We start from the raw sequence: 22,557 nt of genomic DNA, 5'->3' as shown, positions 1-22,557 counted from the left end.
AAGCAGGCGGCGCGGAGATCAAACTATTCAGCCAGGGCTAAACACTCGCGCGGCGCTTCGGTTTCCGGTCGAGCCACAACTGCGCCGCGATCAGCGCGACGGTCCAGCTCACCCACGCCCCGAGCGCCGCGATCGACTGCCCGAACGCGATCTCGCTGCCGCCGAACGTCGTGGCGATCTGCGGTTCCAGGAAGATCGCCGCGATCGGGCCGATGAGCCGGTTGAGAATGATCGACATCGTCAGCGCGAAACTGCGGATCATCCAGCGCCGGTGATCGCCGAACCGGCGTTCGCGAGCGGCGCGGTAACCCGCCCAGGTCGTACCGAGCCACAGCACCGCGAGCAGCACGTCACTGGCCCGCGTCACCGGCCCGAACGGGGTCGCCGCGCCGATCGTCAGCGCCAGCAACCCGGACGGCAGCACTCCCGCGAACACGTACGCGCGGCCGGAGAGGCGGTGCAGCACCGGGTGCTTCCGCCGGATCCACGGCCAGATCTGCAGCACCGCGGTGACCATCGCGATCGACCCGAACACCACGTGCCCCACCAGGAACAAGTAGTGCGCGGGGAACGTCGACGGGACTCGCGACCGCGCCGGATCGAAGGCCAGATACGGCGGCAGCGAATAAGCCAGGAACGCGACCACCACGAGCCCCAGCGGCCCCAACGGTGTCGCCCATGATCTCCGCCACCAGTGCTTCCCCGGCTCGACCCGCACCGTTCGCTCCGCTGCGGACGTGGTCCGCGGTGGTCGAAGATCCGTCCCCGCCGTCATGTCGGCCTCTCTCTTCTCGTCCGTTCTCGGCTGGCACTTCCGAACGTAGGACGGGTACCCCGGACGAACCATGGTGCCGACTGGCGTCAGCGCGGTAGGGGCAGCCTTACCCTCGGTCAGGTGACCCTCGAACTGTCCGCGAGGGCACCCTTCGCGCACTCCGATTCACCGGCCATTGCCGCAGAGGTCCAGACCAGGCATACTCTTCCTACTTTGTTGCCCGCCACAACAAAGCACTCCCTCGTTCAAGGTTCCTCCCCGAAACCGAGGTGACCACGCATGCCCAGATTCCTCAGACGCGTCCCCGCCGCCTTCGCCGCGGCCGCGCTCCTGGCGCTCGGCCTCCAAACCGCCCCAGCGGTCCTCGCCCCTCCCACCGCGGCCGCCGCCGAAAGCTTCACCGACGATTTCAACGGCCCGGCCGGAGCCGCCGCCGACGCGTCGAAATGGACCTACGAAACCGGCGACAACAACGGAAACAACCACGAACGCCAGTGGTACACCGCCGGTGCCGCCAATGGCGCCCTCGACGGCCAAGGCCACCTGGTCATCACCGCCAAACGCGAAAACTCCGGCCACACCTGCTGGTACGGCACCTGCCAGTACACCTCCGCCCGCCTCAACACCGCCGGCAAGTTCAGCCAGGCGTACGGGCACGTCGAAACCCGGATGAAGATCCCGCGCGGCCAGGGCATGTGGCCCGCGTTCTGGGTGCTGGGCGGCGGAAACTGGCCGGGCGACGGCGAAATCGACGTCATGGAGAACATCGGCCGCGAGCCGAACACCGTGCACGGCACCATCCACGGCCCCGGCTACTCCGGCGCGGGCGGCATCGGCGCGGCCTACAACGGCCCTGTCTTCGCCGACGATTTCCACACCTACGCGGTCGACTGGTCGCCGAACAAGATCGTCTGGTCGGTCGACGGCAACGCGTACCAGACCCGCACCCCGGCCGATCTGAACGGCAACCGCTGGGTCTTCGACCATCCCTTCTACCTGATCCTGAACCTCGCGGTCGGCGGCGACTGGCCAGGAGATCCGGACGGGAACACGCAATTCCCGCAGCAACTGGTCGTCGACTACGTGCACGTCAACACGAGCAGCGACGGCGGGTCCAGCGGCCGGATCATCGGCATCGGCGGCAAGTGCGTCGACGTCCCCTGGGCCAATCCGGCGAACTTCACCCAGCTGCAGATCACCGACTGCAACGGGAACGCCGCGCAGAACTGGACCATCGGCGGCGACGGGACCATTCGCGCGCTCGGCAAGTGCATGGACGTCAAGTACTCCGGCACCGACGACGGCACGCCGGTCCAGATGTACGACTGCAACACCAGCAACGCGCAGCAGTGGGTCGTGACCGCGGCGCACGACATCGTCAACCCGCACGCGAACAAATGCCTCGACGCGGCGGGGGTCAGCTCGGCCAACGGCACGAAACTGCAGCTGTGGACGTGCACCGGGAACGTCAACCAGAAATGGTCGGTGAACCAGTAGCCGTCCACTGTGGACGAAGAGGGACGGCGGGCCGTGACCTCCCCCCGGTGGCCACGGCCCGCCGCGGACACCGCGCGGGCCGGGCGGGAACCAAGGTCAACCGCCCGGCCGTGGGCCGTCCTCCGCGCGTCGGCTGGGGGTCCCGACGCCCGGGGCGGCGCTCTCACGCGGCCCACTGCCGACCGTAGCCAGACCGCGCACGCCGTGGCGCCTTCCGCCTGACAGGAGGGGCCGAACGGCCATCCTCGCTGCCTTCCCGGGCAAACCGGCCGGTTTCGGCCGAACGTCTCAGCGGGTGCCGGCGAGCTCCGCGTAGGCCTCGACCAGCTGCGCTTCCGCGTCGTCGAGGTAGCCGGCGAGCATCTCCGCCGTACGGATCCCGTCGCCGGTCGCGAGCACGTCCAGGATTTCGTGGTTCCGCGGCAGATACCGCTCGTGAAAGCGGCGCGGATCGGCCATCACGTGGAACACCAGCCGCAGCTCCGCGGCGAGCGCCTGCATCAGCTCGACGATCCGTTCGCTGCCGGTGAGCGCCGCCAGTTCCGCGTGGAAACGGATGTTCGCGGTGCCCAGGTCTTGCCACTGGGCCTGCTTCGCCGCGCGATCGCCGTCCGCGACGGTGCTGGCGATCTTCGCGTACGCCGCCGGCTTCTCGGTCACGTCGCGGACCGCCGCGCATTCGATGATCTTGCGGACCCGGTAGATGTCGCGCACGTCTTCGACGCTCGGCACCCGCACGAACACCCCGCGGTTCAGCTCGTGCACCAGCAGCCGTTCGTGGGTCAGCAACCGGAAGGCCTCACGGAGCGTGTTGCGCGAGACCCCGAGCGCGCTGCCGATGTCCTGCTCCGAAAGCCGTACCCCGGGCAGGAAGTACCCCTCGGAAACACGCGTGCGCAGCACGCCGGCGACCCGCTCCGCAGTGCTCGTCCGGCCGAGCAGGCCGCGATCCGCTTCCAGGCCCATGGGCTCTCCGTCGGTGACCACGTCGCCCAGCGTAGCCAGCGGGCGGTGAACAATAAAATGAGGGACTTGTGGAATTGTTGAACGATCCGTACGGTAGCGGCCATGTGACTCGTGCCACCATGAGTTCGTCCCCCTTGTGAGGTGCCCCATGAACGTCAACGTCGCCGACGGCACCGCGAACGCGGCCCGCCCGTTCGGCTGGTATCGCTCGCTCGGCCACAAGGGCCGCCGCGCCTTCCTCGGCGCCTTCGGCGGCTACGGCCTCGATTCGTTCGACTACCAGACCCTGCCCTTCGGCCTGGCCGCGATCACCGCTTACTTCGGCATCACGTCCGGCGAAGCGGGCCTGCTCAGCACCGTCACGCTGGTCGTGTCCGCGATCGGCGGCGTCGGGGCCGGCGTGCTCGCCGACCGCATCGGCCGCGTCCGCACCCTGCAGCTGACCATCGCGATGTACACGATCTTCACGGTGCTGTGCGGATTCGCGCCCAACTTCGAAACGCTGCTGATCTTCCGCGGCCTGCAGGGGCTCGGGTTCGGCGGCGAGTGGGCGGTCGGCGCCGCGCTGGTCGCCGAGTACTGCTCGGCCCAGTACCGCGGCCGCACGGTGGCGTTCGTGCAGAGCGCGTGGGCGGTGGGCTGGGGCCTGCTGGTGATCGTCTACACGGTGCTGTTCAGCGTGCTCGACCAGGACATCGCGTGGCGCGTGCTGTTCTGGGTCGGCGTCATTCCGGCGCTGCTCGTGCTGTGGGTCCGGCGCAGTGTGGAGGACGCGCCGGAGGCAGCCGCACGGCGGGTTTCGGCCAAGGTCAAAGGCTCGCTCGCCGGGATTTTCCGGCCGAATCTCTTGCGTACCACGGTGTTCGCCGCGCTCCTCGCGACCGGCGTCCAGGGCGGCTACTACACGCTGTTCACCTGGATGCCGAAGTACCTGCAGAGCAGCCGTGGCCTGTCCGTGGTCAACACCGGCGGCTACTTCGCGCTGCTGATCCCGGGCGCGTTCATCGGCTACATCTGCGGCGGCTACCTCACCGACCTGCTCGGCCGGAAGAAGACGTTCCTGCTGTTCTCCGTCGTTTCCGCGCTGCTGATCGTGCTGTTCGTGCAGCTGCCCTACGGCGCGAACGGCCTGATGCTGCTGATCAGTTTCCCGCTCGGCTTCTCGACTTCAGCGATCTTCAGCGGCTTCGGCGCGTACCTCGCCGAGCTGTACCCGACCGAGCTGCGTGCCACCGGACAGGGCTTCACCTACAACTTCGGCCGCGCGGTCGGTGCCGCTTTCCCCGCGGTGGTGGGCTTTCTCGGTGCGGGCGGCGCGATCGTCCTCGGCGCGGTCGGCTACGCGATCGCGGCGGTAGCGCTGCTCGGGCTGCCGGAAACGCGAGGCAAGGAACTGGTGGAGGTATGACCACCGCCTACGACCCGTCGACGCTCACTCCGGCCGAAGCTCGCGCGCTCTTCCGCACCGGTACCGAACGCCCGACCACTGGCTGGGCCGACGGTTACGCACAAACCAACCTGATCGCGGTACCGGCGGACTGGGCCGACGACGTCCGCGAGTTCTGTGCCCGCAACCCGCGGCCGTGCCCGGTGCTCGACGTCAGCGAGCCCGGCGACCCGACCACGCGGCTCGCGCCCGGCGCGGACCTGCGCACCGACCTGCCGCGCTACCGCGTCTGGCACAACGGCGTGCTGACCAGCGAAATCACCGATGCCACCGGGGTGTGGCGCAGTGACCTGGTCGCGTTCTCCATCGGCTGCAGCTTCAGTTTCGAGACGTTGCTGCGAGCCGCGGGCATCCCGCTGCGGCACGCTGAGCAGGGCCGCAACGTCGCGATGTACGTGACGAACCGGCAGTGCGAACCGGCCGGACGGCTGAGCGGCCCAATGGTGGTGTCGATGCGGCAGATTCCGGAAACCCAGGTCGAGGACGCCGCGGCGATCACCGCCGCGATGCCCGCGGTGCACGGCGCTCCAGTGCACGTCGGCGACCCCGCTGAGCTGGGCATCACCGATCTCGCCCGGCCGGATTTCGGCGATCCGGTCGACGCCGCACCCGGTGACGTGCCGGTGTTCTGGGCCTGCGGCGTCACCCCGCAGGCGGCGCTGATGGCGTCCCGGCCGCCGTTCGCCGTCACGCACGCCCCCGGTTACATGTTCTTGACCGACCGGCCCGATCGCGACTACCAGGTGGGATGACATGGACCTCAACAGCGACCTCGGCGAAGGCTTCGGCGCCTGGACCATGGGCGACGACGAAGCCATGCTCGACATCGTGACCAGCGCGAACATCGCGTGCGGCTTCCACGCGGGCGACGCGAGCGTGATGCGCCGGGTGTGCGAACGCGCAGCCGAACGCGGCGTCGCCATCGGCGCGCACGTCGGCTACCGCGATTTGGCCGGCTTCGGCCGTCGCGCGCTCGACATCGCGCCGGAAGACCTTGCAGACGAAGTGCTGTACCAAATCGGCGCTCTCGACGCCTTCGCGCGCGCGGCGCACAGCTGCGTGCGTTACGTGAAGGCGCATGGCGCGCTGTACAACACGGCAGCTGTCGATCCGGAGCAGGCAGCTGCGCTTGTCGAAGGCGTACGGCGGTATCACTCCGATCTAGCGCTGCTGTGTCCTCCGGACTCCGAAATGCTGCGCGCGGCTCAAGCGGCAGGCGTGCCTGCGTACGCAGAAGCGTTCGCTGACCGTGCGTACACGCCTGAAGGACGGCTGGTGTCGCGCAAGCTGCCGGGCGCGGTACTGCACGACGCCGACGAAGTCGCCGCGCGGGCGCTCACCATGGCGACCACCGGCGAGGTCGTCGACGTTGACGGCGGCAAGCTGACTTTGCGGGCGGATTCCCTTTGCGTGCACGGAGATACGCCCGGCGCGGTTTCGCTGGCTCGCCGGATTCGCGAGCTGCTCACCGAATCCGGCGTGGTGCTGAGGTCGTTCGTGTGAGCACTGTTTTGCGCTACGGCCGTTCCGCGTTGCTAGTGGAGGTCGACGACGTGCTCGGGTTCCAGGCGGCCTGCGAAGCCGCCGAACCCGAGGGCGTCGTCGAGCTTGTTCCCGCCGCACGCACCCTGCTGGTCCGTTTCGACCCTGCCCGCACCGATTCCGCCGCGTTGACTCGTTCGCTCGCTTCGCTGTCCACAGTGGACGTCTCTTCGCGCTCGGCGGCCACCGTCACCCTGCCCGTGCGCTACGACGGCGCTGACCTGGCGGATGTCGCCGAAGCCACCGGCATGTCCGTTTCCGAAGTCGTGCAACGGCATTCGGCAGGCACCTACGTCGCGGCTTTCTGCGGCTTCGCTCCCGGTTTCGCCTACCTGACCGGCCTCGACCCGGCGTTGCACCTGCCGCGCCGGAGCACGCCGCGCACGCGCGTGCCCGCGGGTGCGGTGGCAATCGCCGGCGAGTACAGCGCGATCTACCCGCACCCGTCGCCGGGCGGCTGGCACCTGCTCGGCCACAGCGACGCGCAGGTGTGGAACGTCGACCGCGAGCAGCCGAACCTGCTGGTCCCAGGCACCCAAGTGCGGTTCGAGGCGATTCGGTGACCGGGAAAATCGAAATCCTCGCGCCCGGCCCGTTCGCGACCGTGCAAGACCTCGGACGGCCCGGGTACGCGGCAGTCGGCGTCGGCCGCTCCGGCGCGGCTGACCGGGGCTCGCTGAAACTGGCGAACCGGCTGGTCGGAAACCCCGAAACCCATGCGGCACTTGAGGTCACCCTCGGCGGCCTGCGGCTGCGGGTTTCCGAGCACACGACCGTCGCGGTCACCGGCGCTCAGGTACCGATCCGCGCCGGTGGACGGGCCGCCGCCGTCGGTGCGCCGATCGTGCTGCGCCCCGGAGACGAACTCGAACTCGGCGTCCCTTCGCTAGGCCTGCGCAGCTACCTCGCGGTACGCGGCGGCCTGGACGTCCCGCCGGTGCTCGGCGCGCGAGCCACCGACACCCTGGGCAAACTCGGCCCGCCCGTCCTCGCGGCCGGAATGTCGCTGCCGGTCGGCTCCGTCGTGCATCACGCCCCGTACGTCGATCTCGCGCCGCTTCGCCAACTTGCCGCAGAACCCGTACTGCGCCTGGAACCCGGCCCGCGACTGGACTGGTTCACCGCGTCCGCACTGTCCACTTTGCTCACTGGCACCTACACCGTGACCAGCGACCTCGACCGCGTCGGCGTCCGTTTGGACGGCCCCGCGCTCACCCGCGCCCGAGTCGGCGAACTGGCCCCGGAAGCCGCCGTCCCCGGCGCACTCCAGGTACCGCCTTCCGGGGTGCCGATCCTGTTCCTCGCCGACCACCCGGTGACCGGCGGCTACCCCGTCGCCGCCGTCGTCGACGAGGACGACCTGGACCTCGCCGCCCAGCTCCGACCGGGTCAACGGGTCCGGTTCACATCCCCGACACCCGCAGCGTCAGATTGAGCCGCCCGGTCAGGCCAAGATCCGGATCCGCCGTGCCGGGCAACGTTTTCGGCACCCCGTGGAACGCCAGCCGAGCCGGGCCGCCGAATACGAACAGGTCGCCCGAGCGCAGTTCGACATCGGTGTACGGCCGGTTTCGGCTCTCGGTGTTGCCGAAGCGGAACACGCACGTGTCGCCGAGGCTCAGCGAGACCACCGGCTCCGTCGAACGCTCGTCTTTGTCCTGGTGCATGCCCATTTTCGCGGTGGCGTCGTAGTAGTTCACGAGCGCGACGTCAGGCTGGTAATCGTCGGCCGGCCGGTCGTAGGCGTCGGCGAGCGCGCGGCGGCCGAGGTCGGCCAGCCAGTCCGGGAACGGCTCCACCGGCGAACCGTCCTCGCGCAGCCGGTCATAGCGGTACGGCAGCCACTGCCAGCCGAGACAGACCGTGCGCACCGACATCACCCCGCCGCTCGGCAGCCGGGTCGACCGGTAACCGCGCCAGCCGCGGCAGGTCGTGACGAGGTCGCGTTGTTCTTGCGCGGAAAGCCAATCCGGGACGTGCACCGCTCCCGGTGCGATTTCCCTGCGGGGACGCGGCAGCAGCTCCATCACGCCGCTCCGGGGCCGGTGGCCGCAGGAGTCACCCGGACGGGCGCTCCTGCGGCGGGTTCCCCTCGCCACTTGCCGCCAAGCTTCGGAGAATCGCACACCACCGCGGGACCCGCCAGGTTTTCGTCAGCTACAACTCGGACTCGCCACCCAGGGTGTTCGCCGGTCACCATTCGTCACCCGAACCCGACGACAGTCACCCCGGCCCGGGCAGGCACCGGATCACTCATCGCAGCGAGCGCGCCCGGCACTCCGTCCAGCCCGATCCGCGTGCCGATCAACCCGTCCAGGTCAATCCCGGACCGCTCGACCACCCCGAGCAGCTCCGGGTACTCGTGGGCCTGCAGCCCGTGGATCCCGACGATCTCCAGCTCTCCGCCGACCACCCGATGCATCGGAATCGGCGGCACCCCCTGACTGGGCGGCATCAACCCGGCCTGGACGTGCCGTCCGCGCTTGCGCAAGCTGCCCACCGAAGCCGCACAGGTGACCGGGGAGCCGAGACAGTCCAGCGACACGTGCGTACCGCCTTCGGTGCGCTCGCGGACGTACGCAGCCAGCGCTTCTGGCCCGTCGAACGCACTGGCATCGACGCTCAGCACGGCGCCAGAACGCTCCGCCAACGCGCGCGCCTGCGGCGAGACGTCAACCGCCACCACCTTCGCGCCCGCAGCGGCCGCCAGGAGGACCGCGGAGACGCCTACGCCGCCACAGCCGTACACAGACACCCACTGTCCCGCGCGTACGCCGCCCTGGCGCAACACCGCGCGGAAAGCCGTCCCGAAGCGGCAACCGAGCGCCGCAGCTGCCGCCGGCGACATCGAGTCCGGCAACGCGACCAGGTTCGTCTGCGCGTGCTCGATGGCGACCAGCTCGGCGAACGAACCCCAGTGGGTCGCGCCGGGCTGGAACTCGTCGTCGCAGATCTGCTGGTCGCCCTTGGCACACTGCGCGCAAACGCCGCACGCGCACACGAACGGGACCGTCACCCGGTCGCCCTTCGCCCAGCCCGTGACGCCCTTGCCCACCTCAACGATCCGCCCGGCGAGTTCGTGCCCGGCCACGTGCGGCAACCGGACGGCCTCGTCGTGGCCCTGCCAGGTGTGCCAGTCGCTGCGGCACACCCCGGTCGCTTCGACGGCGATGACGACCCCGCCGTCCGGGGTCACCGGATCCGGTACTTCCCGCACTTCGGGGAGCACGCCGAACTCTTCGATCACAACCGCACGCATGGTCCTGATCGTAGAAGCCGCCCGACGAGCCACCGGCTTCAGCTCACCGGGCTTGCGTGCCCCCAATGTGGCATTGGGTGCATCTCACGCACCGAACGCCACATTGGGTGCATCTCACGCACCCAACGCCACATTGGGGTGCTCCCGGCCGGCAGGCACGGTCCGGCACCGTGGAGGTCCGTGAGGCGCAGCCCAGGACAGTCCGGGCGAACGCGGCGGGCGAGGAGTGCGCAAACGTCGGGATACGTCGGCGCACTCGTCGTCCGTCGCGGCCGGGCGCGCTCAGGAGAGCTGCTGGCCCGGCTGATGGAACTGGCCGCGCGGACGCGGCGGGCCGAGCAGCCTGCGCAGCGACCCGTCCGGGACGCCGAGGATCTGCTCGAGATTTCGCAACGCCCGCAAGGATTCCGGGCGTTCCGGGCGGCAGCGTCCGGATTGCCAATGGCTCAATGTCGCGAGACTGACCGTGGTTCCCCTTCCCCGCAGCCGGTATCTGATGCGTTCGAGTCCGAGCCCGCGGGCCCGGATGGCCGCGCGCAGCGCTTCGGCAAACGGGCCGGTTTCGAGCAATTGCCCGAGATCTCGCCCTGTTGTACTCCCCCGGTCGATCGTCGGTGTTCGCTGACCGGTCATCGCACACGCTCCGAACCACGTCGCTGGGAAACCTCGGAGCGTAGGCCGGATAACGCATGATCGGAAGAGCTGTCACCCTTGTGCGGAGAGTGCCTGGGCAATCGCGGCGAACGGTTCCGCATAGCCGGAATTGACCGTGACACAGGAAATCCCCCACCGCTCCCGCCAGCGGAGAAGCATTTCCCCGGCGGTGTCGGGGTTTTCCGGCAGCACGGTGACAGCTTTCTCCTCGACCAGTTGCGGCACGTCAACCCCGGTGTAGCGGGCGAGCCACGGTGAAGGCTTGTCCCCGATCGCGCTCAGGTTCACCGCCAATTCGACATCCCGGTCTCCCGCGAACGAGCGAAAAGTGTCCACAATGGAGTCAGCCTGTTCCTCGGTCGTGCGCGGTCCCCAGGAAAACGTCACGACGTCGGCGGTGCGCGCGGCGAGCGCGAGCATTTTGGGCCCGGAACCCGCGAGCAATAGCGGCGGCCGGTCGGGGCGCTGCGAAAGCACCTCAATGGTGTCCGCCAACCGGGCGATGCGTTCCCCCGGCGAAACGAACTCGCGCCCGAGCGTTTCCGCGTGCTTGCCCGCGCCGGGATGACCGATCCCCAGACCCAGCAGGAAGCGGCCGCCAGTCGCCTGATGCAGTGAATCGGCCTGCCAACCGAGGTTCCGCGCGGCACGGAACGGATCGGCGAGCACGAAGGTGCCGAGGGTGAGCTTGCCGGTGACAGCGGCGGCGGCCGGAACGAGCGTCAACGGGTCGAGCCCGCCGACCGGATCGGTCGCGAACATGACGTCGAACCCGAGGTCCTCGATCCGGCGAGCCTGCGCGGTCCAGGACGGCAGATCCGGCGCGTATCCGGTGACGATCCCGAAGCGGAAGGGTTTAGTAGTGGTCATGCCGCTTATCGTCGGCTTGGGGCCTTCGCGGCACATCCGTTCGGCGGCGACACTCGCGCATACGCTCCCGAGCGCACGGTGCGTCAGCGCAGGGTCACCGACAACGCCTGCGCGATCTCCTTGCCGATGGCGTGCGTGGCGGCGTCCGGCGGCTGCCCGACCTTCACCACCATCGGCCCGCCGAACGGCTGCCGCTCGACCACCTCGATCCGCTCGCCGAGGCCGATCGCGTGCTCGGTGAGGTAGCGCAGCAGGTCCGGATCGGTGTCCCACACCCGGACGATCTCGCCGACCGCACCGGGCGGCAGGTCGTCCAGAATGCGCATCGGAAGCTCCTCGACGCTGCCGTCCGGGGCCGGGATCGGATCGCCGTGCGGATCGCGCACGGGGTTGCCGAGCTTGGCCGCGATGCGCTCGACGAGCCGATCGGAGACAGCGTGCTCCAGCGCGTCGGCCTCGGCGTGGACCTCGTCCCAGGTGTAGCCGAGTTCGGAGACCAGGTACGTCTCGATCAGCCGGTGCCTGCGCAGCACCGACCGGGCGAGCTGGCGCCCCTCGGAGGTCAGCTCGATGCCGCGGTAGGGCACGTGCGCGACCAGGCCGAGCTGCGAAAGCTTCGTGACCATGCCCGACGCCGACGACGGGCTCACCTCAAGCCGCCCGGCCAGCGACGCGTTGGTGACCGCCTCGCCCCGTTCGACCAGCCCGTAGATCACCCGCACGTAGTCCTCGACCGACGACGACCTCCGGACGGAACCATCTCCCATGCCGCATACGATACGGGGCCCGGTCTCCCGAGGTCGGCCGGTCAGGGCCGCCAACGGGTGTCCGGCACGGCCGCCCGGCCGGTGGCGCCCGCCGCCAGCGGAGTCACGGCCGCCAGCGGTAGCGAACCCACCCCGGCACCGGCTCCGCGCCGAGCTGCGCGTAGAACGCCTCCGCCTTGGCATTGCCCGCCTGCATGTCCCACTCGACCCGCCCCGTCGTGCGGGCGCGCAACGCGTCGAGCAGCTCTCGGCCGAGTCCGTGCCGACGGTGCTCCGGACGGATGAACAGGTCGTCGAGCCAGATCCCCGGACGGCCCTCCCACGTGGAGAAATTCCAGCTGCAGAAGGCGAACCCGGCAACGAGGTCCGGGCGTCCCGGCGGCGTGCAGATCAGCACCCACGCCTTCGGCTCCGGCCCGAAGAGGTGACCGCTCATCTCGGCGCGGTCGAGTTTGAGGTCGTGTTTGTCCTCGTAGACCGCGTGTTCCTCGATGAGGCCGCAGATCTCCTCGACGTCCTCGAAGACAGCGTCGCGAACGGGCATCGGGCGCCCCTTTCTGGTTCTGACGGTTTTGTCGGTGGTCTCGGTTACCGTGCGGGAATGACAGCAGAGCGGTTCGAAGACCTGGTCGACGAGCTGCAGCACTGCCCGGGGGTCGCGCCGCCCCGGATCGGCCGCGGCTTCGGCTCGCACGCGCTCAAGGTGCACGGACGGATTTTCGCGATGTTCGTCCGCGGCCGCCTCGTGGTGAAGCTGCCGAAGCCCCGGGTGGACGAGCTGGTGAACCGCGGCCACGGCGTGCGGTTCGACGCGAACAAAGGCATCCCGATGAAGGAGTGGTTTTCGATGGATCCGGAGGCTCCACTGAAGTGGAGCACGATAGCCCGGGAGGCGATGGCGTTCGCAGCCAAGTGAAACAGCATCACGAGGCCTCGTAAAGAAGCTCGCCGCCCACCGCCGTGCCGAGCACCTTCGCGTCCTCCACAGTGGACAGTGGATCCGCGGACAGCACCACGAAATCCGCGAGCTTCCCCGGTTCCAGTGTGCCGAGGTAGCCCTCCGCGAAGGTGGCATAGGCAGAGCCGTACGTGTAGGCGCGCAGGGCCTCCGCCGGGGTCAGCGCCTCCTCGACCGAGAACGGTGCGCCGGTGGACGTCCGGCGGTGGACCATGTCGGCGAGGCCCAGCAGCGGGGCGCCGTCGACGACGGGGCGGTCTGAGCTGGCGGGCAGCACGCATCCGGCGTCCAGGACGCTGCGGAGGCGGTAGCACCACGGCACCCGCGATTCGCCGAGGGCCGCGCGCATGCCGTCGCCCAGTTCGTTCACGAACCGGCCCTGCGGGGACGCGATCAGGCCCAGCGAGGCCAGGCGGGTCAGCTCCGCGGGCGGGAGCACGGCGCAGTGTTCGATGCGGTGCCGGTGGTCGGCGCGCGGAGTGGCGGCGAGGGCGGCTTCGTAGGCGTCGAGGACCACGGTGACGGCCCGGTCGCCGATGGCGTGGGTCGCGATTTGCCAGCCGGCGTCGTGGGCCCGGCGGATGGTGCGCGTCAGCTCGTCCTCGGGCACCTGGAAGTAGCCGCGGTTGTCCGGTTCGCCGTCGAACGGCTCGTGCATCGCGCAGGTGCGGCCGATCAGCGAGCCGTCGGCGAAGAGCTTCATCGGGCCGACGCGCAGCCACTCGTCGCCCAGTCCGGTGCGCAGGCCAAGGTCCAGGCCGAAGCCGGCGCCGTCGGGCAGGTCGTGCAGGACGCTCGCGGCGACCATCACCGTGCTCCGCACTCGCAGAACGCCGCGTTCGCGCGCGAGCTGGTACGCGGCCAGCTCGGCCGGTGTCTCGCCGACCAGGCCGCCGCCGATTCCGGCTTCCTGGACGCTCGTGATGCCCTCGGACAGGTACTGCCGGCTCGCCCGGTCGAGGCCCCGGACCACCGATTCGAGCGGCGTCGGGTACGTCAGCGGACGCAGCAGCAACTGCGCCTGCTCGCGCAGCAGACCAGTCGGCAAGCCGTCGGCGGAGCGGACCACGTCGCCGCCGACGGGCACGTTCGCGAGGTCCAGCAGGTCCAGTACCGCGGAGTTCACCAGCGTCATGTGGCCGGACGTGTGCTTGAGCCGCACCAGCTTGCCGGGCGCGGCGCGATCCAGGCCGTGCCGGTCGGGGTGTTCGCCGCCGGCGAGTTTGTTCTGGTCGTAGCCGCTGCCGACGACCCAGCTCCCGGCGGGCAGCTCGGCCGCGCGCCGCGCCACGGCCGCGTACACCTCGTCGACGCTGCGGCAATCACTGAGCGGCACGTCGTCCAGGCCCATGCCGAACCAGGCCATGTGGTTGTGCGCGTCGTGGAACCCGGGCGCGACGAAACCCCCGCCGAGATCCACCCGGCGGCGGGCGGACAGCTCGCGCGCGTCGTCGCCGAGCGCAACGATCCGGCCGTGCAGCACCGCCAGCGCGGTGTCGCCGGTGACCAGCCTGGCGTTCTCGTACACCGCGTCAACCTGCATGCCTTCGACACTATCGATCGATCGATCGAACGTCTAGGCTCCCTCCCATGAGCACCGTTGACCTGGCCGTCGAGGGCGGCATCGCGCAGATCCGGCTGAACCGGCCCGAGCGGCTGAACGCCGTCGCGCCCGTGCTGGTGGACGACTTCCTGACCGCGCTGGAGGAAGTCGCGCAGAGCGACGCCCGCGTCGTCCTGCTCTCCGGCAACGGCCGCGCCTTCTGCGCCGGGCACGACCTGAAGGAACCCACCCCCGAGGGTGACTCCCGGGCGAGGCTGGAGCGGCTCCAGGACGTGACGCGACGACTGCGTGCGCTGCGTCAGCCGGTGATCGCCGCCGTGCACGGGTACGCGATCGGCGCGGGCGCGGAGTTCGCGCTGGGCTGCGACCTGATCCTGGCCGCCGAGGACGCGGTGTTCGCGTTCCCCGAGGTCTCGCTGGGGCTGAGCGTCACCGGTGCCGCGTCGAGGCTGCTCCCGCTGCTGGTCGGGCCGGTCAAGGCCAAGGAACTGCTGCTGCTCGGCGACCGGTTCGACGGCCGTCGCGCGCACGACCTCGGCCTCGTCAACGCCGCTGTACCGGCGGACGAGCTGATGCCGCTGGCGCTCGGCTGGGCGGAGAAGATCGCGCATCACCCGCCGGAGGCCGCCACGATGGCGAAGCGCGCGCTGGACGCCGGGATCGACCACGCCTTCGACTCCGCGCTGGAACTCGAGGTCACCCACGCCCTGATCACCGAGCACTCGGCCGCGGTCCGCGAGTCGACCGAAGCGTTCCGGAGCCGGGCGTGACGCCGCTGCAGAACGTCGACACCCTGGTCGCGCTGGTCACGCGCGCCGCGCAGCTCTGGCCGGAGCGCACCGCGTGGATCTTCGACAGCACCGATACCCGGTTCACCTTCGCCGAGGTCGACGACCGCAGCGGACGCCTGGCGAAAGCGCTCCGGGACCAAGGCGTCCAGGCAGGCGATCGCGTCGCGGTGATGCTCCGCAATGAGCCGGAATTCCCGCTCCTCTGGCTCGCGCTCGCCAAACTCGGCGCAGTTCTGGTCCCGGTGAACATCAACTACCGCGAATTCGACGGCGCGCACGTCCTGCGCCACTCCGGCGCGCGGCTCGCGGTAGCCGCCGAGGAGTTCGTGGAACTGCTGGAGAAAATCGCGCCGGAAACGGCCGTGGAACGCGTCCTCACGCCGGACGCGCTGCAGTCGGAAAGGCGGTGCGAACCTGAATCGGTGGTAGCCGAACAGCCGGTGAACATCCAGTACACGTCCGGCACCACCGGCGCGCCGAAGGGCTGCGTGCTGCCGCACCGGTACTGGACCACGCTCGCGATCGGCCTCGCCACCGACTTCCCCGCCGTCGGCGAAGACGACGTTCTGCTTACCGCACAACCGTTCCACTACATTGATCCACAGTGGAACGTCGCACTCGCGCTCGCCGCCGGAGCGACGCTCGTCGTGCTGGACCGCTTCCATCCCTCCACGTTCTGGGCGAAGGTCCGCGAGCACGAGGTCACCTGGTTCTACTGCCTCGGCCTGATGCCGACACTGCTGCTGCGCCAGCCGCCGCACCCGGACGACCGGAACCACCGCGTCCGCGCGATCAGCGCGTCGGCGATCCCGCCGGACCTGCACGCTCAGCTGGAGGAGCGCTGGGGCGTGCCGTGGTACGAGGCGTTCGGGATGACCGAGACCGGCGGCGACATCCGGGTCTCCGAGGCCGATCACGACGCCGCGGTCGGCACCGGCTGCATCGGGCGGCCGACCCGCGACCGCGAGGCGATGATCGCCGACGAGAACGGGAAACCGTTGCCACGCGGGGAAACCGGCGAGCTCCTGATCCGCGGCATCGGGCTGATGCACGGCTACCACGAGGACCCCGAAGCGACCGCGCGGGCCTTCGCCGGCGGCTGGTTCCACACCGGCGACCTGGCGCGGATGGACGCCGAGGGCCGCGTCTACTACCTCGGCCGCACCAAGGACATGATCCGCCGCAGCGGCGAGAACATCTCCGCCGACGAGGTCGAGCGCGCGCTGCTGCAGCATCCGAAAGTGCAGCTCGCGGCCGTGCTCGCGGTGCCGGACGAGCTCCGCGGCGAGGAGGTGAAGGCGTACGTCGTGTGCGGCGAGAACCGCCCGTCGCCTGAGGAGCTGGCGGAGTTCTGCGCGCGGCAGCTGGCGTACTTCAAGGTGCCGAGGTTCTGGACGTTCGCCAACGACCTTCCGCGCACGCCGTCGGAGCGCGTCGCGAAGGGCGAGCTGCGCAAGGTCGCCGACCTCCGTGCCGGATCCTGGGACCGCAGCACCGGGGAGTGGCAGTGAGCAGCGCCGAGCGAGTACGGGCAGCGGCCGTGAAACTGTTCGCCACCAAGGGTTTCCACGGCACAGGCATTCGGGATCTGGCCCAGGAGGCCGAACTTTCTTCGGCGACGCTCTATCACTACATGGGCACCAAGGAAGATCTTCTTGTCGAGATCATGACGGCCTCGCTGCGCCGCCTGATCGACGCGGTCGCGAAAGCCACCGCGGGCAGCGACGATCCGGTGGTCCGGATGCGCACGCTGGTCGCGCTGCACGTCCTCGCGCACGCCGCGCAGCCCGGCGAAACCCGGGTGGTGGACAACGAAGTCGACGCGCTGTCGGCTCCGGCGCGTGCCCGGGTCGTCGCACTGCGGGACGAATACGAGCAGTACTGGGCGAACGCGATCGAAGACGGCGCCGCGGCAAACGTGTTCCACACCGCACAACCGGCCGTGACCCGGCTCGCATTGCTGGAAATGTGCAGCGGCGTGGCCCGGTGGTATTCGCCGAAAGGCCCGCTCAAGCTCGAAGACCTGGCCGCGCACTACGCGGAACTGGGATTGCGGGTGCTCGGGCATCCGGTCGCGGTGCGTGCCCACGACCTCCGGCAATGCCTCGAAGTGGTCGCCCAGGTGTGGGACTTGCCTGTCCAAGAGGGCTTTTAGCGCCATACGCCTTGCTCAGACGGCGAACGTGGGGGACGCTCGAAGGGTGACTGAGCAAACGATCCAACTCGAACTGGACGACTCGGGTCTCTCGCCTGGCCTGCCCGCACCCTCAAACCCGCGCGATCAGGTCCAGGACGTCCCGTATCGGCCAGTCGAGTTTCGTGACGACGACCTGCCCAGCGCGCTCGAGCGCTGTGCAGTATGGCTGCGCCAAGCGCAGGAGTGGCTGGGAGAACCGCTCGACGTCCTCGCGATCCACCTAGACTACGACGAGCGACAGGGTTCGCCCTACTACGACGTGAAATTGCTGTGCAATGAGGAGGACCTAGCCGGGGTCCCGATCGCGATGCGCGACAAGAACAAGTCTTAGCACTCGTCATCTCCGCCGCGAAGGCCCTCTCGGACTCCGAGGGGGCCTTCGCCGCGTTCGCGGGTAGGGGCATGACAAACCTCGGCGCACCCGGGCAAGATCGGAGGCGGACGAGGGAGGGTATTGCCGGTGACCGAAATCGTGGTGCGCTGGTCCGAACCGCTGCCCGCGGAGGACCGCTACCTGAAGCTGCTGGACGAACTGGAGCACGGCCGCTACGACGCGTACCGGCTCGAAATCGACCAGCGCCGCTTCCTGACCGGCCGGGTGCTCGCGAAGACGCTCGTCGCGGAACGGCTCGGCGGCGCGACGGAGTCCGTGCGCTTCGACGCGACCTGCGACGACTGCGGCAAACCGCACGGCCGTCCGCGCGTGCCGGGTTCGGACCTCGTGCTGTCGATCTCGCATTCGGGCAATCTGATCGGTCTCGCGGTCGCCGACGGGGTGCCAGTCGGCCTCGACGTCGAAACCGCCAGCCGCAAGGCGGACGCCTCGCTCGTGGAGTACGCGCTGAGCCCGGCCGAGCGGGAAGCCGTCGCGGGCCTGTCGGACGAGGCGCGTTCGGCGGCGTTCTTCATCTACTGGACGCGCAAGGAAGCGGTGATGAAGGCCACCGGCAAGGGGCTGAAGATCCCGCTGCAGAGCATCACGTTCTCCCGCTACGACGCTCCCGCCGAGTTGGTGGCGTCCGGCGACGAAGCGCTCGACCCGGCGCGGACCCGGCTCGCCGACCTCAAGGCGGCCGACGGGCATCGGGCGGCGGTGGCGGCGTTGACCGCGGACAGCCTGAGCGTCACCGAGGAGCACTGGGTGCCGTAAAGGTCGCGCGGAAGACTCGCCAAGCGAGGGCGCAGGCTCAGCATTCTGGGGCCGCGGCGCTCTGCGGGTTCGGGTTGTGCGGTCTTGCGCACCCCGATGCCACATTGAGGTTTTTCTCAGTAGCGCGGGGTGCGTCGGGAGCGCTGTCGCGATGCTCGCCAGCGCGGCGCGAAGCACTCCCGGCGCCAACGCCACCCTCACTACCGAGAAAACCCCCTTGGGTGCGCTCAACGCACCCAACGCCACATTCGGTGCATCCCACGCACCCAACGCCACATTGGGTGCATCCCACGCACCCAACGCCACATTCGGTGCATCCCACGCACCCAATGTGGCATTGGGGCGCTCCCCACCGCAGGCAGCCAGCATGGCGTCCGCGCTAACCGGCGTAAAGCCTCACGAGGCGCTGTCGTCCAGCCCCATCGCGCCGAGCAGCGTGCGGAATTTCGCGATCGTCTCCCGGTACTCGGTGTCCGGGTCCGAGGCGGGCACGATGCCGCCGCCCGCGTAGAGCCGCATCGACTTCTCGGCCACCTCGGCGCACCGGATCGCGACGGCCCACTCCCCGTCGCCCGCCGCGTCCACCCAGCCGACCGCGCCCGCGTAGTACCCGCGGTCGAACGGCTCCAGCTCCTGCACCAGGTCGCGCGCGGCGACGGTCGGGGTGCCGCAGACCGCCGGCGTCGGATGCATCGCGGCGGCGAGGTCGAGGGCGGTCACCGAGCGGTCCGCCAGCTCGCCGGTGATGGACGTCCGCAGGTGCCAGATCGCGGGCGTGGAGACCAGCTCCGGACCGGCTGGGACGTCGAGTTTCCGGCAGAACGGCCGCAGCGACTCGACGACGTAGTCGATCACCAGGTCGTGCTCCTCGCGGTCCTTCGCGGACGCGAGGAGGGCTTCGCCGTTGGCCCGGTCGGTCTCCGGGTCCGCCGAACGCGGCATCGACCCGGCGTGCGGGTTCGTGAACACGGAGTCGCCGGTCCGGGAAAGCAGCAGCTCAGGGGTGGCCCCGACGAGAGTGCGGCCACCAGGCAGTTCGGCGGCGTAGGTGAAGTGGCGCGGGTTGCCGCGCGCGAGGTTGCGCACGATTCCCTCGACCGGGATCGGTGCGTCGAATTCCAGCTCGAGCGCGCGGGCGAGCACGGCTTTGCGCAGGTCACGGTCGCGCAGTGCGGCGACGGCCGCCCGCACGTTCTCGCGGTGGCCGTCCGCGGACGGAAGCCGCCGGGTGGCCGCGGGAGCGGGCAGGTCGGCGGCGGGCGGAGCGGGCGGGGTCTCGGCGGCGGACTGGGCGCGATGCACCGTCCGGGGCAGCACGAGGTGCCCCGGCGAGGAAGCGCCGGGTCCGGTGTCGAACGGGAGCACCCCGACGGCGAGCGGCACGCCGGAACGCTCCAGCTCAGCGGCTGCCGAGCGGGCGAGGCGGCGCGGGTCGGCGTCGGTGACAGCCCCGAGCGCACCGCGGGCGAGCAGGGCACGCCGGGCGGTCGCGAACAAGAAGTCGCCGCGCTGGTAGCGGACGGTGGTCTGCGCCGGGGTCGCCGGCGCGGTACTGGTCGTCACTCCACCAGCGTCTCAGGATCCGGGAGCGCCGCGGGGAAAGTGTCGCCGGTGCAACACCTTCGCGCACACCTTCCCCGCGGCCGCCGGATCAGCGTTACTTGAGCGCGTCGATCAGCGCTTCGCGCTGCCGTTCGCCCAGGCCAGCGGCCCGGCGGTCGGGGTCGATCCCCGCCTGCTCGAGCAGCGCGGCGACCTTGACCGCGCCCAGTCCGGGCACCGCCTTGAGAAGCTGCGTGACCTTCGTCTTGCCGACGGTCTTGTTCTCCTTGGCCCGCTTGAGCACCGACTCGATGCTCTCCTTGCCGGACTTGATCGAAGCGAGCAGCTCCGAACGCGCCTTACGAGCCTCTGCCGCCTTGGCGAGGGCCTCGGCGCGCTGCTCCGGAGTCAACGTGGGCAGAGCCAACGTAATGTCCTTTCCTCTCAGGTCTCCGCTTTCGCGGCCGACGGTCTCAGCCGATGCTTGCAGCTGCAAGCGCTGGCCAGCCGTCACTTACCACGGCCCCAGTAAACGCCACGTGCCCGCAGTACGCGCAACCGACACGCACTTATCACCCGTCGACGAGCCCGGCGGACCTGCGCGAGGGGACCCCTCGCGACCTGTGAAAACGGCCTCGAAGGGCTCATTTCCACCCCCATTACCTCACCCGAACGGGAGTGTATTTCCACACAGTTAACACAACGCATTTTCTTGTCCCGCAACAGAAAGCGCGACAGAAGTGGATCATGAACGGCCAGGGCCGCCACCCGATGGCGGGAGAGGCCCGGCAAGCCGTTACCGAACTTGTTCGTGCCTGATCCGGCGGATGCGCATTAGAGTCGGGCGCACCCCCAGTTCACCGGCGAACCAGCACCACGGGAGTCACCCATGTTGAGCACGATGCAGGACGGACAGCTGTCGCTCGCGAAGCTGCTGCGCCACGGCACGAAGGTGCACGCGAAGAGCGAAGTCGTCACCTGGACCGGTTCAGAAGCCCGCCGGGAGACGTACGCGGAGCTCGGCAAGCACGCCGCCCGGCTGGCGAACGCGCTGCGCGGCCTCGGCGTCACCGGCGACCAGCGGGTCGGCACGTTCATGTGGAACAACGCCGAGCACCTCGCCGCCTACCTGGCAGTGCCCGCCATGGGCGCGGTGCTGCACACGCTGAACATCCGGCTGTTCCCCGAACAGCTGGTTTTCGTCGCGAACCACGCCGAGGACCACGTCGTCATCGTCGACGGCACGCTCGTTCCCCTGCTGGCGAGCAACCTGCCCGGGATGAAGACGGTCAAGCACGTGATCGTGGCCAACGGCGACGCGTCCGCGCTCACCGCGCCCGAGGGCGTCACCGTGCACTCCTACGACGAGCTCCTGGCCGGGCAGTCCGACGAGTTCGACTGGCCGGAGATCGACGAGCGGGCCGCGGCCGCGATGTGTTACACGTCCGGCACCACGGGTGACCCGAAGGGCGTCGTCTACTCGCACCGGTCGATCTGGCTGCACTCGATGCAGGTCTGCATGACCGACAGCATGCGGCTCGCCCAGGAAGACCTGGCGCTGGCGATCGTGCCGATGTTCCACGCGATGTCGTGGGGCCTGCCGTACGCGGCGATGATGGTCGGCTCCTCGCTGCTGATGCCGGACCGGTTCCTGCAGCCGGCCCCGATCGCGGCGCTGCTGGCCGCGGAGAAACCGACGTTCGCGGCCGCGGTGCCGACGATCTGGCAGGGCCTGCTCGCGCACCTGGACGCGAACCCGCAGGACATCAGCCACGTGCGCGAGGTGGTCGTCGGCGGATCGGCCGCGCCGCCGTCGCTGATGCACGCCTTCGAGGAGCGCTACGACGTGCCGATCCTGCACGCGTGGGGCATGACCGAGACGTCGCCGCTGGGCAGCGTCGCGCGTCCGCCCGCCAGCGCCACCGGCGAGGAGCGCTGGGCCTACCGCTACACCCAGGGCCGGTTCCCGGCGTCCGTGGCGGCCCGGCTGATCGGCGACGACGGCGAGGAACTGCCGTGGGACAACGAGGCGGTCGGCGAGCTGGAGGTCTCCGGTCCGTGGATCGCCGGCGCCTACCACGGCGGATCGGACATCGACCCGGAGAAGTTCCACGACGGCTGGCTGCGCACCGGCGACGTCGGCAAGATCAGCCCGGACGGCTTCCTGACCCTGACCGACCGCGCGAAGGACGTGATCAAGTCCGGCGGCGAGTGGATCTCGTCGGTGGACCTGGAGAACGCGGTGATGGGCCATCCGGCGGTAGCCGAGGCGGCGGTCGTCGGCATCCCGGACGAGAAGTGGGACGAACGCCCGCTGGTCGCCGTCGTGGTCAAGGAAGGCCAGCAGACCAGCGCCGAAGAACTGCGCGAGTACCTGTCGGACAAGGTCGCGAAGTGGCAGCTGCCGGAGAACTGGACGTTCGTGGCGGAGGTGCCCAAGACGAGTGTCGGCAAGTTCGACAAGAAGCGGCTGCGCGCGTCCTACTCCGAGGGAAAGCTCGACATCTCACACCTCTGAGCGGTAAATCTCCGGCGAGTTGTCGGCCTGGGAAGGACAACGCGGGGGAATCTGTTGCAC

General features: G+C 69.7%; 24 protein-coding genes. 13 read left to right on the top strand and 11 right to left on the bottom strand.

Features of this window, described 5'->3' with window-relative positions; all coding sequences use genetic code 11:
- Positions 1-37: 37 nt before the first annotated feature.
- The gene (locus ACFORO_RS25725; RefSeq protein ID WP_377869297.1) at positions 38-667 is read right to left on the bottom strand and encodes a DUF2306 domain-containing protein; all 630 of its coding nucleotides are present in this window, start codon (positions 665-667) and stop codon (positions 38-40) included.
- A 387-nt stretch (positions 668-1,054) separates the two neighbouring features.
- Here ACFORO_RS25725 and ACFORO_RS25720 point away from each other — a divergent pair, with 387 nt between their 5' ends.
- Positions 1,055-2,272, top strand: a complete 1,218-nt coding sequence (locus ACFORO_RS25720; protein ID WP_377869012.1) for a family 16 glycosylhydrolase — start codon at positions 1,055-1,057, stop codon at positions 2,270-2,272.
- Positions 2,273-2,560: 288 nt separating this feature from the next.
- Here ACFORO_RS25720 and ACFORO_RS25715 read toward each other — a convergent pair whose 3' ends face one another.
- Complete coding sequence (locus tag ACFORO_RS25715; protein WP_354743250.1) at positions 2,561-3,238, bottom strand: GntR family transcriptional regulator; 678 nt, start codon at positions 3,236-3,238, stop codon at positions 2,561-2,563.
- 148 nt (positions 3,239-3,386) lie between these two features.
- Between ACFORO_RS25715 and ACFORO_RS25710 the strand changes: the two genes are divergently transcribed.
- The 5 genes from ACFORO_RS25710 to ACFORO_RS25690 are packed head-to-tail and all read left to right on the top strand — an operon-like array spanning position 3,387 to position 7,662.
- The gene (locus ACFORO_RS25710) at positions 3,387-4,646 is read left to right on the top strand and encodes an MFS transporter (RefSeq protein ID WP_377869011.1); all 1,260 of its coding nucleotides are present in this window, start codon (positions 3,387-3,389) and stop codon (positions 4,644-4,646) included.
- Complete coding sequence (locus tag ACFORO_RS25705) at positions 4,643-5,437, top strand: putative hydro-lyase (protein ID WP_377869010.1); 795 nt, start codon at positions 4,643-4,645, stop codon at positions 5,435-5,437. The genes ACFORO_RS25710 and ACFORO_RS25705 overlap by 4 nt, the downstream gene beginning before the upstream one ends.
- A gap of 1 nt (position 5,438) precedes the next feature.
- The gene (locus ACFORO_RS25700; RefSeq protein ID WP_354743167.1) at positions 5,439-6,188 is read left to right on the top strand and encodes a LamB/YcsF family protein; all 750 of its coding nucleotides are present in this window, start codon (positions 5,439-5,441) and stop codon (positions 6,186-6,188) included.
- Positions 6,185-6,790 (top strand): 5-oxoprolinase subunit B family protein, encoded by a 606-nt coding sequence (locus ACFORO_RS25695; protein WP_354743165.1) that lies wholly within the window; start codon positions 6,185-6,187, stop codon positions 6,788-6,790. The genes ACFORO_RS25700 and ACFORO_RS25695 overlap by 4 nt, the downstream gene beginning before the upstream one ends.
- Positions 6,787-7,662: a 5-oxoprolinase subunit C family protein gene (locus ACFORO_RS25690; RefSeq protein ID WP_354743163.1), complete on the top strand. Its 876-nt coding sequence runs from the start codon at positions 6,787-6,789 to the stop codon at positions 7,660-7,662. The genes ACFORO_RS25695 and ACFORO_RS25690 overlap by 4 nt, the downstream gene beginning before the upstream one ends.
- Here ACFORO_RS25690 and ACFORO_RS25685 read toward each other — a convergent pair.
- The 6 genes from ACFORO_RS25685 to ACFORO_RS25660 form a co-directional block, all read right to left on the bottom strand.
- On the bottom strand, positions 7,631-8,257 hold the full coding sequence (locus ACFORO_RS25685) for an alpha-ketoglutarate-dependent dioxygenase AlkB family protein (protein ID WP_446681586.1): 627 nt from the start codon (positions 8,255-8,257) through the stop codon (positions 7,631-7,633). The genes ACFORO_RS25690 and ACFORO_RS25685 overlap by 32 nt on opposite strands.
- Positions 8,258-8,430: 173 nt before the next feature.
- The gene (locus ACFORO_RS25680) at positions 8,431-9,486 is read right to left on the bottom strand and encodes an alcohol dehydrogenase catalytic domain-containing protein (RefSeq protein WP_377869008.1); all 1,056 of its coding nucleotides are present in this window, start codon (positions 9,484-9,486) and stop codon (positions 8,431-8,433) included.
- Between the two features lie 282 nt (positions 9,487-9,768).
- Positions 9,769-10,119 (bottom strand): transcriptional regulator, encoded by a 351-nt coding sequence (locus ACFORO_RS25675; protein ID WP_116201118.1) that lies wholly within the window; start codon positions 10,117-10,119, stop codon positions 9,769-9,771.
- Positions 10,120-10,191: 72 nt separating this feature from the next.
- Positions 10,192-11,010 carry an LLM class flavin-dependent oxidoreductase gene (locus ACFORO_RS25670; RefSeq protein ID WP_377869007.1) on the bottom strand — a complete coding sequence of 273 codons (819 nt, stop codon included), beginning with the start codon at positions 11,008-11,010 and terminating at the stop codon, positions 10,192-10,194.
- An 83-nt stretch (positions 11,011-11,093) separates the two neighbouring features.
- Positions 11,094-11,777 carry a metal-dependent transcriptional regulator gene (locus ACFORO_RS25665; RefSeq protein ID WP_101437417.1) on the bottom strand — a complete coding sequence of 228 codons (684 nt, stop codon included), beginning with the start codon at positions 11,775-11,777 and terminating at the stop codon, positions 11,094-11,096.
- Between the two features lie 103 nt (positions 11,778-11,880).
- Entirely contained in the window at positions 11,881-12,321 is a 441-nt protein-coding gene (locus ACFORO_RS25660) for a GNAT family N-acetyltransferase (RefSeq protein ID WP_354743155.1), read from the bottom strand.
- 57 nt (positions 12,322-12,378) lie between these two features.
- Between ACFORO_RS25660 and ACFORO_RS25655 the strand changes: the two genes are divergently transcribed.
- Positions 12,379-12,693, top strand: a complete 315-nt coding sequence (locus tag ACFORO_RS25655; RefSeq protein WP_377869006.1) for a hypothetical protein — start codon at positions 12,379-12,381, stop codon at positions 12,691-12,693.
- A 7-nt stretch (positions 12,694-12,700) separates the two neighbouring features.
- Here ACFORO_RS25655 and ACFORO_RS25650 read toward each other — a convergent pair whose 3' ends face one another.
- The gene (locus ACFORO_RS25650; protein ID WP_377869005.1) at positions 12,701-14,278 is read right to left on the bottom strand and encodes an amidohydrolase; all 1,578 of its coding nucleotides are present in this window, start codon (positions 14,276-14,278) and stop codon (positions 12,701-12,703) included.
- Positions 14,279-14,325: 47 nt separating this feature from the next.
- Between ACFORO_RS25650 and ACFORO_RS25645 the strand changes: the two genes are divergently transcribed.
- From ACFORO_RS25645 to ACFORO_RS25625, 5 genes are all read left to right on the top strand, one after another.
- Positions 14,326-15,069, top strand: a complete 744-nt coding sequence (locus ACFORO_RS25645; protein WP_377869004.1) for an enoyl-CoA hydratase/isomerase family protein — start codon at positions 14,326-14,328, stop codon at positions 15,067-15,069.
- Positions 15,066-16,601, top strand: a complete 1,536-nt coding sequence (locus tag ACFORO_RS25640) for an ATP-dependent acyl-CoA ligase (RefSeq protein ID WP_377869002.1) — start codon at positions 15,066-15,068, stop codon at positions 16,599-16,601. Before ACFORO_RS25645 ends, ACFORO_RS25640 begins: the two co-directional genes overlap by 4 nt.
- Complete coding sequence (locus ACFORO_RS25635) at positions 16,598-17,245, top strand: TetR/AcrR family transcriptional regulator (protein WP_377869001.1); 648 nt, start codon at positions 16,598-16,600, stop codon at positions 17,243-17,245. Before ACFORO_RS25640 ends, ACFORO_RS25635 begins: the two co-directional genes overlap by 4 nt.
- Before the next feature lie 46 nt (positions 17,246-17,291).
- Complete coding sequence (locus ACFORO_RS25630) at positions 17,292-17,618, top strand: hypothetical protein (RefSeq protein ID WP_037810987.1); 327 nt, start codon at positions 17,292-17,294, stop codon at positions 17,616-17,618.
- Between the two features lie 129 nt (positions 17,619-17,747).
- Entirely contained in the window at positions 17,748-18,437 is a 690-nt protein-coding gene (locus ACFORO_RS25625) for a 4'-phosphopantetheinyl transferase family protein (RefSeq protein ID WP_377869000.1), read from the top strand.
- 396 nt (positions 18,438-18,833) lie between these two features.
- On the opposite strand, the gene ACFORO_RS25620 is transcribed toward ACFORO_RS25625, so the two are convergent.
- Positions 18,834-20,000, bottom strand: a complete 1,167-nt coding sequence (locus tag ACFORO_RS25620; protein WP_377868999.1) for an isochorismate synthase — start codon at positions 19,998-20,000, stop codon at positions 18,834-18,836.
- 94 nt (positions 20,001-20,094) lie between these two features.
- Complete coding sequence (gene mihF, locus ACFORO_RS25615; RefSeq protein ID WP_020664542.1) at positions 20,095-20,406, bottom strand: integration host factor, actinobacterial type; 312 nt, start codon at positions 20,404-20,406, stop codon at positions 20,095-20,097.
- 462 nt (positions 20,407-20,868) lie between these two features.
- On the opposite strand from mihF, the gene ACFORO_RS25610 reads away from it, so the two are divergent.
- Positions 20,869-22,497: a long-chain fatty acid--CoA ligase gene (locus ACFORO_RS25610; protein ID WP_377868998.1), complete on the top strand. Its 1,629-nt coding sequence runs from the start codon at positions 20,869-20,871 to the stop codon at positions 22,495-22,497.
- Positions 22,498-22,557: the final 60 nt, after the last annotated feature.

The sequence above is a fragment of the Amycolatopsis halotolerans genome, from assembly GCF_042647905.1.
Taxonomy (GTDB): domain Bacteria; phylum Actinomycetota; class Actinomycetes; order Mycobacteriales; family Pseudonocardiaceae; genus Amycolatopsis; species Amycolatopsis halotolerans.
Note: the sequence above shows the minus strand (reverse complement) of the source record. Positions and strands in the feature narration are given on the sequence as shown.